Source organism: Clostridium sp. AF32-7AC, assembly GCF_003477925.1.
GTDB classification, from domain to species: domain Bacteria; phylum Bacillota; class Clostridia; order Lachnospirales; family Lachnospiraceae; genus Otoolea; species Otoolea fessa.
Genome location: NZ_QUEG01000011.1, coordinates 19,136 through 32,033 on the forward strand (window position 1 = coordinate 19,136; position 12,898 = coordinate 32,033).

Below are 12,898 nucleotides of genomic sequence, written 5' to 3' on the forward strand. Positions count from 1 at the left end.
CTCTTAATCGTTGTCCGGGAGAAGTTTGATCCGGACCATGATCTGTTTCACCATGCTTCCTTCCGGCAGGCTCATATCATCGATATGCGTCTGTGCCGGCAGATCGCCCTCTTCCTCCAGCTCCAGGCTGATCCAGTTGTACGCTGCCTCCCGCGCATTTTCCACCGCATCCTCCAGATCCGGACCTTCCGCCTCGCAGCACTCCAAATCCGGGAAATATGCATCATACCCTTTTCCATCTTTCTTAGGCGTAAAAACCGCCGGATATACAAATGTCATGGTATCCTTCCTTTCCGTCCGACCTTCCTGCCCTGCACGAACTATCACTGGATTTTCCGTATGAAACAATCCCGTCCGCGCACTGTCACCTGATTTACTGCTCCAGTGTCACTGTCAGTGCCGGAATCAGCTGTTTCTTTCTGGAAACAACGCCCGGCAGTGTTGCCGTCTGCTTCAGCTCTTCATTTGCATCACCTACGTGGAACGCATCTGCCACAACCTGTGCCGCCCCCTGTCCAACACAGAGAAGTTCGGTCGTCTCCGTCAGGATATTCGTCAGCATGAAGAAGAGCATATCCAGACCTTCGTCCTCACGCGCCTTCTCCATAAACGGCAGCATACGGTTCTTCAGCTTTCCAAGCTCCTCTGCATTCAGGGAGTTGATCTGACCGACGCCGAAGTTTGTCTTTCCAGCTGAGAATTTCTTGAAATCCAGATACAGAATCTCTGCATCGCTCTTGCCCTTTAACTCGCTGCCTGCCTCAAACATCTGGTTTGCGAACTCATCCAGCTTGATGCCTGCCATCTCAGCCAGAGAAACCGCTGCTGCCCGATCCATCGGTGTGCAGGTCGGAGAACGGAACAGAAGCGTATCGGAGATGATCGCACTGCAGAGCAGACCTGCGATGGTCTTGTCGATCTCCAGCCCCTGTTCGCGGTACATCTGGAAGATGATTGTTGCCGTACAGCCGAGCGGCTGGTTACGGAAGAAGACCGGTCCGACTGTCTCCACAGTACCCAGACGATGGTGGTCAATCAGCTCCAGGATATTGGCATTCTCGATGCCGTCTACCGCCTGGCCGCGCTCATTGTGATCGACCAGAATCACGTTCTTGCCGCGCGCACCCAGTAAGTTACGGCGGGAAATCAGGCCTTTGTATTTGCCTTCTTTATCGAGTACCGGGAAATGACGGAAACGCTTGCTTGCCATCACATCCTTAATATCATCGATGAAATCATCTGTATCAAAGGTGATCAGCTTCTCAGTCTTCATGAAATAGCTGATCGGCATACTCTGGTTAATGAGACGGGCTGCCGTGTAGGTATCATACGGAGTTGTGATGACGGTACAGCCGCGCTCCTGTGCCAGTTTTTTGATCGTCATGGAAACGCCAGCGCCCTCACACACGATGATACAGCTTGCACCCATCTCGATCGCGCACAGCTGTGACTCATAGCGGTTGCCGAGGATAACCAGGTCGTTCTCTTCAATATAATATTCCATCATATCCGGATTAGCTGCCGCAATCAGGACTTTTCCTTTATCAAAGTACTCTTTCTCATCGCCAACAAAAATCGCGCCCTCCAGGGTCTCGATGATATTTGCATACTGGGTGCATGCTTTGGAAAGAATGCTGCTGTCGTATACATTCATATAAGAACGGGTAATATCGCCGACTGTGATCAGACCTTCCAGTATATTCTTATCGGTAACAGCCGGAAGTGTTACCAGACCATCCTCCTGCATCAGGTTCCATGCTTTTCTCAGGGAAATATTCTTGGAAACACCTGGAGTCTCGCGGATCTCAATATCCTTGACCTGCGTTTTGACGGATTTAATCAGTTTCGGCACAGCTACCTTAAAGTAATCCAGTACGAAGGTTGTCTCCGGGTTCAGTTCTCCGGCACGGCACGGTACATATTCGCCGCCCGTCTGAAGTGTTTTGAAATTCGCATAGCCGATTGCAGAACAAATCGAATCCGTATCCGGGTTTTTATGTCCAATTACAATCGTTTTCTTTGCTTTTTCTGCTGCCATTTTTTCCTCCTGATTCGCACCGTGCGCTGCAAATTCTGCCATTTTTCTTTCTATCCTCTGTTTTGATAGAGAAACCTCTGATTCATGAAACTTTTTTGTACAAAATCGCCAATTTTCATAATCTGTTTACACGGTGTTCATATTTTATTCATATCTTATTTTTATACTAAAAGCATAAAAGATTTCACTTTTTAAATTTGTTTTATAGTAATTTTGCACATAGATTTTTCATAATTGCCCCGGATGCTTGACCGCTCCGGGGTCTCCTCTTGTCTACAGCATATTTTCGTCATATCTGGACGTTTTTCTATCTCTATTTCCTTCAAACGTCCAGACCATTTACCCTGCACTCTGTCACTCAAAACAAGGCGCCTAATCTAAGATCAGTCTCGCCGCCCCATAGATACCTGCGTCATTTCCCAATGTTGCCAGGCGAACCTCGCCCTTATTCTCAGAGATCGGGGTCAATTCACGGTAATAGCGGTCAATCCAATCCGTTAAAAAAGTCCCCGCCTTTGACACGCCGCCTCCGATGACAAAAATCTCCGGATCCACGGTCATCGAAATAGTCGCCAGCGCCCATCCGAGATAATAGCACACGGTGTCCATAACCTCCAGCGCCAGTGAATCCCCAGCTTTTGCCGCATCCAGCACATCTTTTGCGGTGATCGCATCACCGTAGGCACGCATCACCGACGCATCCGGCTTTGCCACCATCTTCCGTCTCGCTTCCCTGGCGATACCGGTCGCGGACGCTACCTGTTCCAGGCAGCCGTGTCCGCCGCAGTTGCAGGTTTCTTTCTCGCCCTCGCGGATATGGATATGACCGATCTCGCCGCCCAGTCCGTGGCGTCCTGCAACGATCTTCTGATCGTGTACCACGCCGCCGCCGACACCGGTTCCCAGCGTCACCATCACGATATCATGGCAGCCCTTGCCGCCGCCCTGCCACATCTCGCCGAGCGCCGCCACATTAGCATCATTACCGGAGCGGACCGGCATTCCATCTAATAACTCACTCAAAATCTTCTGCGGGTTCAGATCGCGCCATCCTAAGTTGACGCAGACCTCCACATAGCCATCCGGCTGCACCGGTCCCGGAAATCCCATGCCTGCGCCGATCACGGCATCCATCGGAATTCCCCGCTCGTTCAATTTCTTCCTGATCGAAGCGGCTACATCCGGAAGAATGTACGCCCCATTCTCTTCCTTGCGGCTCGGAACCTCCCACTTATAAACAAGCGTTCCGTCCGTCTCAAAAATACCAATCTTAACCGTCGTTCCGCCGACGTCTATCCCAATACATTTTTTTTCCATGTCTGGATCCCTTCCCTTACGGCTGCACTGGCAGCCTTTCTTCTATGCCCTCATCTTTTTTCTGCGCTGGCTCTTATTATACGCAATGCATCCCCGTTTTGCAAGGTTTGGAAAGCAAAATACACCTGCCTGCCGGAGAAAGGCGCATTTCTGCTTAAGCGGTACCGCATTCTTTTCTACCGACAGACAGGTGCCTGTCTTTTATCTTATTTTTTTACCAAAATCAGCATTATTTCAGGCTCTTAGCCACCTCTACCACATGCTCAACGGTAAAGCCGAACTTCTTGAACAGAAGCCCTGCCGGTGCGCTGGCGCCGAAACGTTCCATCGCGATGATCTTGCCGTCTAAGCCGGTGTACTTGTCCCAGCCGAAGCTTCCAAGCGCCTCTACTGCTACACGGCGGCGTACTTCTCTCGGAAGTACGGATTCCTTGTACTCCTCGCTCTGCTCCTCGAACAGATCCATACACGGCATGGATACAACGCGGACTTTCTGACCTTCTGCTGCCAGAGTCTCTTTTGCATGAACCGCCAGAGCTACCTCGGAACCGCTGGCAATCAGAATTAACTCCGGTGTGCCCTCGCAGTCGTCGATGATGTAGCCGCCCTTTAATGCCTCACGGCTGCTGCCTGCCATCGGCTCCAGATTCTGTCTGGTCAGCACCAGTGCGGTCGGTGTGTGCTCGGAAGTAACAGCACTGTACCAAGCTGCCTCTGTCTCGGTCGCATCACACGGGCGGAATACATGGAAGTTCGGCATCGCACGCAGCGCTGCCATCTGCTCGATCGGCTCATGGGTCGGTCCATCCTCGCCAACGCCGATGCTGTCATGCGTAAATACATAGGTCAGCGGCACGCCCATCAGTGCAGACAGTCTTGCCATCGGTTTGCAGTAATCACTGAATACAAAGAAGGTCGATACATACGCACGCAGACCGCCGTGCAGCATGATGCCATTTCCGATCGCTGCCATCGCAAGTTCGCGGACACCGAAGTGCAGGTTACGTCCAGCTCTGTCCTCCTTGGAGAAGTCGCCCGCATCCTTCATGTTGGTCTTGTTGGACGGTGCCAGGTCAGCAGAACCGCCAAACAGGTTCGGCAGAACATCCTTGATGTAGTTGATCAGGCGTCCGGAGATCGCACGGCTTGCTTCCGGTTTCTCCTGTTTTGCCCAGAATCCGGCGTCATCTTTCAGCGCCTCGCCCGCCTTTGCATTGTGATACTGGTTCCAGAGCGCTTCCATCTCCGGATATTCCTCGCAGTAAGCGGCAAACATCACGTTCCATGCAGCTTCTACCTCTGCCTTCTGCTCTGCGATCTCGGAGTAGTTTTTGTATACCTCTTCCGGTACGAAGAACGGCTCTTCGCTCGGCCAGTTTAAGTTCTTTCTGAGTGCTTCCACATTCTCCACGCCCAGCGGCTCGCCGTGTGCGCTCGCCTTGCCCTGTTTTGCCGGGCAGCCGAAGCCGATCTGCGTCTTGATGGTGATAAAGGACGGATGCTCGGTATCTGCCTTTGCAGCCTCGATCGCCTTGCCGATCGCGTCGATATCATTGCCGTCTTCTACCGTGATCGTCTGGAAACCAAATGCCTGCATACGCTCCTGTACATTCTCACGGAATGCGATGTCGGTGCTTCCCTCGATGGAGATGCGGTTGGAATCATAGAGAACAATCAGCTTGGAAAGTCCCAGGGTACCTGCCAGAGAGAATGCCTCAGAGGAAATGCCTTCCATCATACATCCGTCGCCGCCCAATACATAGGTGTAATGGTCAACTACCGGATAATTTTCTTTGTTGAATACGCTTTCCAGATGTGCCTCAGCCATCGCCATGCCGACTGCCATACCCATACCTGCGCCCAGCGGACCGGTCGTCGCCTCAACGCCAACGGTATGACCATATTCCGGATGTCCCGGAGTCTTGGAATCTAACTGGCGGAAGTTCATCAGATCTTCTTTGGAAAGATTTCCGTAGCCAAACAGGTGCAGCAGAGAGTAAAGCAGCATGGAACCATGACCGCCGGATAAGATGAAACGGTCTCTGTTCTCCCACTTCGGGTTGGCTGGGTTATGGTTCATATGATGTGCCCACAGTTCATAAGCCGCTGCTGCACATCCCAGCGGAAGTCCCGGATGACCGGAATTTGCCTTCTGGATTGCGTCTGCGGATAAAATCCGGATCGCGTTTACGGATAATGTGTCAATCTGATTCATAAGTAACCTCCTGCTATGTATCTTAATTTTAAAAACTAAACGTGTGTTATTTGAGGCGGATCTCGCGCATCCGGTCGCCGCCGCTGATAATCAGTGAATTGAACGCGCGGCCGCGTGTTACCTGCGCCACAGAGAAATCAAACTCCCCGGCAAACCGCTCCTTGCCGGACAGACTGTAGACCCGACAGGAATTTTCGTTATTTAGGATGACGAAATCGCCCTGTATATTTATGTTACGCCACGAATACGAGAAATCTGCCGTACCCATAGCGGTTCCATCGGATTTAAACATGCTCAAACGGCTCTCACTTCCGCCCTCGGTGTTGTCCGAGATGACCGCCACATAGTCCTTCGACCATGCCACGCCGCGGACTTCCCCGTCGATCTCCGCCTGGCGCACCAGCGCCGGGCTTGTTACATTTTCCAAAGAGAAAAATGCCACCTGATCATCCGCAAATGCACACGCGTGATCCTCATCGAGAAACCGGACGCGCGGACAGATGCTGTCTCCCAGCTCATCAAAACCTCCGACCAGACGGTCTGGATAATTCTTTCCATATTCGGAGAAATTGTAAAATACAATCCGGTTTTTGAGTGCCCCGTCCTGCAGATACAGGTCAGAAAGCATGACCTGCGTACCATCCGGCGATAAGGAAACGTCCATCAGGTAACCATTTCCCGACATAACCGTCTTGATCGCCCAGTCAAGCTCGCTGCCGTCTTTCTTGAAAAAGGTCACATACGAAGCATTGCTGTCCTCCACCAGCGCCGCCACGATGCCGTATGCCGATACGCTGACGCGCAGGATCGGCAGAAGCGTCGTCGCCTGTCCCTGGCTTCCGGTCTTGTCCACAATATAAATATCATTGCCCTGCTGGTCCCCGATCACGGCATAATCGCCGTTGACATAGCAGATTGGTGATTTCAGCTCATAACTCATCGACCAGACCGCCTTGCCGGACTTGTCCAGATAGGAAGCTCCGTCCTTCGTATATTTCAGGACATTTTCCCCAAATGGAACAAATTCCGTCGTGCTGCTCTCACTCGCCGCAATCTCTTTTTCCCACGCTACCGTATAGTCCGTGTAGGCATGGTTATCTTTATAATACATAAAACCAGCCGCCAAAAGCGCCGCGATTAACACCGCCGTCAGCACCCTGCGGAGACGTTTCCGTCTGGAATGGCGCTCGGCTTTCTCCGCCACCTCTTCCTCATTTTCCCCGTGGCTTATGCCCCGGCGGGGAAACATGTCCTGCGTGGCGGTGTCGATCACACGCCCTCTCAGCTGCTTTTTCTTCTGTTCCCGTTCAATCGGGTTCATCTCACTCATTTTTTTATCTCCTGTAGCTGGACTGCCATCTTGATTATACACTATTTTAGATGGTTTGGCATTATCTTTTTGCTATTCTCCGGACACATCCGGCAGCACCAGCGTCTGCCCTGCGATAATGCGGTTTTCATCGGTCAGATGGTTGACCGCAAGGATATCGTCCAGATGACGGATATTACCATAAAGCTTAAAACAGATCCCATAGAGTGTCTCCCCGTCCCCGACCGTGTACGTGCCGCCGGGCTTCAAGTTTGTGACCGGATAGTCCTGTCCCGCCGTCGAATTGCCGCCCGGATTCGGCAGGTCGCGCTGTGCCTCCGGCTCCGGCAAAATGTACGGGGCTTTCGTCTCCGCCATTTTTCCGTCCTCTTCGCTCTGCCCGCCGGAAGCCTGTCCATTCTGTCTGCCTGCTATGGCAGTGCCCTCTGTATCTCCATCCGCCGCGCTCTCAAGTGTCCATTTATGCGCCTGTCCTCCGTTTTCCGCTGTTGTTCCGTCTGCATCCACATCGCTGCTCTCAAGCGGCGTCACACTACCGCGGAGCTGTTCCACCGTGACCGCCTCTTTCCCGTCCGCAGTGCCCCGCACACCATCCGGGAGGACGGATACCAGCACACTCTCCATCTCGCGCATTTTCTGGTAATTGCCGAAAAGCACCACGCCGCCGGCAAGCACCGCGACCGAAAGCACGCCGCACAGCGTCCCCAGCGCCCGGATCGTCCCGTAACGCGACGCCGCCTCCTGCTGCCGCTCTTCCATCCGGTTACGGAAATCGCGGATCACCCGATCGCCGGTGCCTGTCTCCACCCGGCGGGCGTCCTTCCGCAGAATCATATAGTCCTGCATCATCTGGTTTTTCTCGTAGTATATATGATATCCTTTCAAACGGTAAAACCCGTCCTCCGACATCACATAGTATGCCGCCTCACCGTCCACACCGCTGTTTATGTACATGAGCTGGTTTTTCCCACCGAAATACTGCTTGTGCAGCCGCCAGTAGGTCAGGGGACTTAACATACACCCCGGCGCGCCGCAGATAAACCACCCCTGCACGGTCTTTTTCGGAAATGTCTCCTCCATCCGCTGGTATGCCTTTTTCCATGCCGCCTCCGAAAAGACAATCTTCTCCCCGGACGGCACAACCTCCTCCATCTCCAGCGCCCCGTCCACAAAGAGGCACGGAACCTCCTGCTGTGGATCCGAATTTCCGAGCAGCAGCCCGACCCGGAGTCCCGGTCCGCCGGATGGATATACCTGTTTCAAATACGTGTTTACATAATCCTCCACATACAACCGGACCACCTCATCCCGCTCGCCGATCTGCCGGATATTTTTCGGCAGTTCTGCGCGGGAACCAGAATATTCTCCCATATGTTCACCCCGCTATGATAGATTCTCCTGAAACCGGGTCTGTACTTGCTTCCATGATTTGATTGCTGCACCGTGCAGCATTTTCAGTGCTGAAAATACCTGCTCAAATACAGTAACATGATTTTCCGTAATTTCAGGAGTATGATGAATTTCTTTCCGCCTATCATAACGCCGATTGCATGCAAAATTTGTCAAACGGAGGCAGCATCCAGGCAAAAATTTTCGACAAGCCCGATCCCCGCGCTGATGCAGTCTGCCAGCTGCATAACGAGTGCCAGGCGGATACTCTGCAGCATCATCGGATCGTAATGGCTGCAGCCCGCCACGATCCCGGTGATAAAGAGATCTCCGACCGCGTGAAGCTCCTTGCAGACGCCAAGCCCCGGCTTTAAAGCCCCACGCCCCAGCGTGACATAGCCGATATGGTTTTCATCGCCAACCGAGGCATCGACCGCCACCACCAACGCATCCGGGTACCCATTTTTTAAAACCTGCACGTAATGTTCCAGGTTCATCGCGTGCACGGGGCGATCAAGTGTTCCGAATACCAGCGTACCGCGCCGCCGTTCCTGTTTGAGTTTATATCCGATCAACGGTCCCAGACTGTCTCCGGTCGAGCGATCCGTGCCGATGCAGAGGAAAACCAGTTTCTTTTTATGCCTTCGGGTCATTTCTTCCTGAATCAGCCCACTTAACTGCCCTGCCAGCTCTCCCACCGCGTCCCGGCGGGCTGAATTGTAGTAATATATCTCCGGACTGCCACCGAACCGGCTGCGTCCCCGTCTGTTCATCTCCCACACCGTCCTGTTTTCTCCCTGCCTGTTGGACAGGGGTTGTTTTACCTTTATTATAGGCGGGGTGGCAGGAAATTATGCGAAAATTGAAGGATATATACACGGACGAAAAAAGATGTGACAGAAGGCAGCTTTACAGCGCCCGGTGTCACATCTTTTTTCTGGTTGTTCCTATATCTAATTATTTATTTTTATGAAATAATTTCCACAGTTTACTTTCCGCCGCGTTCGCGGTACTCTGCGATGACCTCGCTTAAATTAACGGCTGTGCTGTTATCCAGAATATGTTTTAGCGCGTCCAACTTTTCTGGATTCAGAAATTCCTTGCCTAAGTAGCACTCGTAGGTATCTGTGATAAAGATTCTCTTTTCCTTGATTACCGTCTCGGTATAGTGCAGGCGGCTCTCGACCTCCTGATGGCCTTCTTTGAGTTGTTCGAGCTTTGCACGGCTGTTGCTGGTGATCTCATCGGTCAGGATGGTTTTTGTCACATTTTCGAAGGTGTTTAATGCGTCCTTTTTCTTCTTCGCCGTCTCCTCCAGATCCTGCTCCATCTGGGAGATCTCATCGTCGTATTTTTCCAGATCGTAGAGCGCTTCACTGCGATCCCGACGGATCGAGGAGGTGATCACCGCGATCTTGCGGTTGTTCGCCGCGATCAGACTGCGGATCGAACGTCCTTCCTGCAGCGCCGCCAGATGGCGATCCTTCGTCCAGTTTCCAATCAGGATATACAGTCCGCCAAAAACAACCACATCCACGCCGTAGATCATCGCCAGGTATAAAGTCTTCTGTTCTGGAAGCAGCTTGTAGATGCCGCACGGGATCAACAGGAAACAGATCGCAAAGGTAATCAACACCGTCAGAAATTCTTTGAATCCCCTCGGAAAATACAGCGCATAGTACAGTGGGCTTTTGCAGACAAATGGAACACGATCCGACTGGAACAGCGTCCGCATCCGCACGGCAAGCTCTCGGTTGTGCGCGTGAAGCTCCTGCGTTTCTTCCTTAATCCGCTCCTTGATGCCCTGGTTTTTCGCCTTTTCGCGGCGTGTCCGCGTGCGTTTCAGCTTATCCTGCAGCTTCCCAAGCTCATCGTCATAGCTTTTTTCAATCTCATCCCGGCGCTTTTTCACGGTCGAATTCACGGCATCCGCCACCGCTTTCCGCTCCGTCTCCAGCACGCGCAGACGCTTTTTCTCTTCCTGAGCAAGCGTCTCCTCCTGTTTTTCAAACTCCGCCAGCTCCACCACTGCCTGTCTGGCGTCTTCCAGAAATGTTTTCACATCCGTTATCGCCTGTGCCATCTCGCCCCTCCCGGTCTTTGTCTTTTTGTAACGGCTGCCTGCCCTTTATTCTTCCAGCACCTGTATCTCCAGATAATCGAAATCGATGCTCTCGATAAAGTTGTCCTGGGTAAAACGCGCCTTATCGTGACGTTTGAACTCCTCGATCGTCTTATCCAGCCAGACCGGATGCCCCAGATCAAAGGCATAGCAAATCTGGTCGATCGCGTCAAACACCATCGCCGTTCTCGACATTGTATAATCACCGTTGCTGATCACAATATCCCTAAGCATCCGGTTTTCCTTCATCATTTTTCCCCAAAGACGAAACATCCTGCCGTTCCTTTCCCGCTGTCAAATTTCATTTTTACCGTGTCCGGATGTTCTCTCCGGACATCTTTTCTCACAATCTTATGTCCAGTATATCAGCTTTTTTAAGAGTTGACAAGGCGGGGCTTTTCGGCAAAATTCACTGCCACTGTGTCATCGTGCAGCACTTCCCATTTTCAAAAGAAACTGCAGATCTTCCTCAATCCCCCGCACATTTCCAGAAACGTCCATCGCATACTCCATGACCCACTCGGCATCCGGCGTCGCCTGCTTTGCCAATTTTAAAAAGCAGTCAAAATCAAGTGTTCCCTCATGAATCCTCTGATGGCTGTCGTGGACACCGTCGTTGTTGTGGAGATGGTACGCCACAATCTGGTCCGCCAGCGCGTTTACGACCCGCTTAAGCGACCAGCCGTTCGCCCAGGCGTGCCCGATGTCGATGAGCACCGCATACTGTTCCCGGCGGCACAGATCGATAAATTCCTGCTCATCGAAGAGACGGTTTCCGCGCTCCAGAACTCCGGCATTCTCCACGACCACCTGGGTTCCCGCCTCCTCACACAGCTGTTTCACGGTGTAATAATTTTCACAGGAAACACGGACGCGGTCTTCCTTCTCGCCCGGTATGATGCGGCAGTTGTTGTGATGATAAACGAGATATTTGCTTGAAAGCTCTTTCGCATACGAAAGCGTCTTTTCAAGCAGCTCCATCGTGCGCGCATACTCTACAGTCCCCTCCGCTGCCGAATGCTCTGCCTGATAATATGGACCATGGAAGCTGACCGGGACTTCCTTTAAGAGCGGCATGGCGTCCCGCAGGTTCTTCTCAAAGCATTCCTCATGAAACATCGGAAACACCTCGACTCCCACCTGTCCAGGAAACCGTTTGAGATACGGAAGAACCTGACCGAACTCGCTGCCTTTATACATATTAGTGCTGATAAGAATTTTTCTCATGATTGCATGTCTCCTCTTCAAAATATACGTTCATAATCTTGTTTTGAAAACACTTTTTTCGCTCTATTATCTCTATTCTTACTGGGCGATCGCCTTTTCCAATTTCGGCACCGCCAGCTTTTCCTGTGCGCGGATCACCATCTCCGGGTAACCGAGCGATTTCTCCGTCCCGCGGTCAAACAGATGCAGCTTTTCCGTCTCCACATGGATGTATACCTTCTCACCCGGCTGTGGAATCTCGCCCTCGCGGATGGCAATCAGCTCGTTCTTGTCTCCCTCGACCTGAATATAAACACCGTACCGGTTTCCGTAATCCTCCACGTAACGGACCATGCCCTCGATCGACCGCTCCTGCGGGGTGCGGCTCATCATCACGTGTTCCGGGCGGACACCGGCGTACAGCAGTCCCGACGGGCACTGCGCGGCGATCCGCTGCCAGATACCCGGAAGTTCTACCTTCTGCTTCCCGATGACAAGCGCCCCGTTATGATATTCCGCCTCCACGATATTCATGGACGGCGAACCGATAAACTTCGCACAGAACACGCTTGCCGGACGATTGTACACGTGTGACGGGGTATCGAGCATTTCCATCTTGCCCCGGTACATGAGCGCGATCCGATCGCCAACCGTCATCGCCTCGATCTGGTCGTGCGTAACGTAGACTAACGTCGGGTGGTACATTTCATGGATTTTTACCAGTTCTTTTCTCGCACGCATCCTAAGCTGTGCATCCAGGTTTGACAGCGGCTCGTCCAGAAGGAAATAGTCGGCGCGCTTTACCACGGCTCTCGCCAATGCCACTCTCTGGCGCTGTCCGCCGGAAAGCTCCTTCGGCTTCCGATCCTCCAGCCCTTCCAGTTCCAGCATTTTGAGGACTTCTTTTAAGCGCGCATCGATCTCGTTCTCATCCATCTTGTGCGCTTTTAAACCATATATGATATTATTCTTGACGCTCATATGCGGAAACAGCGCATAGTTTTGAAACACCATCGAGACACCGCGCTCGCCGCACGGCACATCATTTACCACCTGGTCGCGCATCCACAGGTTTCCGGCGGTCACATTTTCCAGTCCCGCAATCATGCGAAGTGTCGTCGATTTTCCACAGCCGGACGGACCTAATAAAATCAGGCGTTCGCCCTCCTTTACCTCCATGCAGAGGTCCTCCACGACCACATTTTTGCCATACGCTTTTTTAACATTTTCAAATACAATATTTTTCATTGAATTAATCTATCCCTTTCTTATGTCCAGCGC

General features: G+C 52.2%; 11 protein-coding genes. All 11 read right to left on the reverse strand.

Translation table 11 applies throughout. The features are described 5' to 3' along the window. Positions 1-3 precede the first annotated feature (3 nt). The 11 genes from DWZ45_RS12980 to DWZ45_RS13030 all read right to left on the reverse strand — a co-directional run bounded on the left by DWZ45_RS12980 (position 4) and on the right by DWZ45_RS13030 (position 12,865). On the reverse strand, positions 4-279 hold the full coding sequence (locus DWZ45_RS12980; RefSeq protein WP_107001743.1) for a type II toxin-antitoxin system HicB family antitoxin: 276 nt from the start codon (positions 277-279) through the stop codon (positions 4-6). A gap of 94 nt (positions 280-373) precedes the next feature. Then, a complete protein-coding gene (locus tag DWZ45_RS12985) occupies positions 374-2,038 on the reverse strand; it encodes a putative manganese-dependent inorganic diphosphatase (protein ID WP_118469398.1) in 1,665 nt (554 codons plus the stop codon). Positions 2,039-2,410: 372 nt separating this feature from the next. Continuing rightward, positions 2,411-3,355: an ROK family glucokinase gene (locus DWZ45_RS12990; protein ID WP_118469381.1), complete on the reverse strand. Its 945-nt coding sequence runs from the start codon at positions 3,353-3,355 to the stop codon at positions 2,411-2,413. A gap of 229 nt (positions 3,356-3,584) precedes the next feature. After that, positions 3,585-5,570: a transketolase gene (gene tkt, locus DWZ45_RS12995; protein ID WP_118469382.1), complete on the reverse strand. Its 1,986-nt coding sequence runs from the start codon at positions 5,568-5,570 to the stop codon at positions 3,585-3,587. 46 nt (positions 5,571-5,616) lie between these two features. Continuing rightward, on the reverse strand, positions 5,617-6,900 hold the full coding sequence (locus DWZ45_RS13000; protein ID WP_022360015.1) for a DUF5711 family protein: 1,284 nt from the start codon (positions 6,898-6,900) through the stop codon (positions 5,617-5,619). A 72-nt stretch (positions 6,901-6,972) separates the two neighbouring features. After that, complete coding sequence (locus tag DWZ45_RS13005) at positions 6,973-8,271, reverse strand: LysM peptidoglycan-binding domain-containing protein (protein WP_117796612.1); 1,299 nt, start codon at positions 8,269-8,271, stop codon at positions 6,973-6,975. Positions 8,272-8,462: 191 nt separating this feature from the next. Beyond that, positions 8,463-9,062: a spore protease YyaC gene (gene yyaC, locus DWZ45_RS13010; RefSeq protein WP_117796679.1), complete on the reverse strand. Its 600-nt coding sequence runs from the start codon at positions 9,060-9,062 to the stop codon at positions 8,463-8,465. 215 nt (positions 9,063-9,277) lie between these two features. Next, positions 9,278-10,372 (reverse strand): hypothetical protein, encoded by a 1,095-nt coding sequence (locus tag DWZ45_RS13015; protein ID WP_117796611.1) that lies wholly within the window; start codon positions 10,370-10,372, stop codon positions 9,278-9,280. Positions 10,373-10,417: 45 nt separating this feature from the next. Beyond that, positions 10,418-10,684 (reverse strand): hypothetical protein, encoded by a 267-nt coding sequence (locus tag DWZ45_RS13020; RefSeq protein ID WP_107001749.1) that lies wholly within the window; start codon positions 10,682-10,684, stop codon positions 10,418-10,420. A 150-nt stretch (positions 10,685-10,834) separates the two neighbouring features. Next, positions 10,835-11,638, reverse strand: a complete 804-nt coding sequence (locus DWZ45_RS13025; RefSeq protein ID WP_227589700.1) for a sugar phosphate isomerase/epimerase — start codon at positions 11,636-11,638, stop codon at positions 10,835-10,837. 78 nt (positions 11,639-11,716) lie between these two features. Next, a complete protein-coding gene (locus DWZ45_RS13030; RefSeq protein ID WP_117796609.1) occupies positions 11,717-12,865 on the reverse strand; it encodes an ABC transporter ATP-binding protein in 1,149 nt (382 codons plus the stop codon). Positions 12,866-12,898 lie beyond the last annotated feature (33 nt).

Bases quoted from the DNA above. Each gene is read 5' to 3' on its own strand.
- DWZ45_RS13000 (WP_022360015.1), bottom strand. From the start codon at position 6,900: ATGAGTGAGATGAACCCGATTGAACGGGAACAGAAGAAAAAGCAGCTG.
- tkt (WP_118469382.1), bottom strand. From the start codon at position 5,570: ATGAATCAGATTGACACATTATCCGTAAACGCGATCCGGATTTTATCC.
- DWZ45_RS13020 (WP_107001749.1), bottom strand. From the start codon at position 10,684: ATGTTTCGTCTTTGGGGAAAAATGATGAAGGAAAACCGGATGCTTAGG.
- DWZ45_RS12990 (WP_118469381.1), bottom strand. From the start codon at position 3,355: ATGGAAAAAAAATGTATTGGGATAGACGTCGGCGGAACGACGGTTAAG.
- DWZ45_RS13025 (WP_227589700.1), bottom strand. From the start codon at position 11,638: ATGAGAAAAATTCTTATCAGCACTAATATGTATAAAGGCAGCGAGTTC.
- DWZ45_RS13015 (WP_117796611.1), bottom strand. From the start codon at position 10,372: ATGGCACAGGCGATAACGGATGTGAAAACATTTCTGGAAGACGCCAGA.
- DWZ45_RS13005 (WP_117796612.1), bottom strand. From the start codon at position 8,271: ATGGGAGAATATTCTGGTTCCCGCGCAGAACTGCCGAAAAATATCCGG.
- yyaC (WP_117796679.1), bottom strand. From the start codon at position 9,062: ATGAACAGACGGGGACGCAGCCGGTTCGGTGGCAGTCCGGAGATATAT.
- DWZ45_RS12985 (WP_118469398.1), bottom strand. From the start codon at position 2,038: ATGGCAGCAGAAAAAGCAAAGAAAACGATTGTAATTGGACATAAAAAC.
- DWZ45_RS12980 (WP_107001743.1), bottom strand. From the start codon at position 279: ATGACATTTGTATATCCGGCGGTTTTTACGCCTAAGAAAGATGGAAAA.
- DWZ45_RS13030 (WP_117796609.1), bottom strand. From the start codon at position 12,865: ATGAAAAATATTGTATTTGAAAATGTTAAAAAAGCGTATGGCAAAAAT.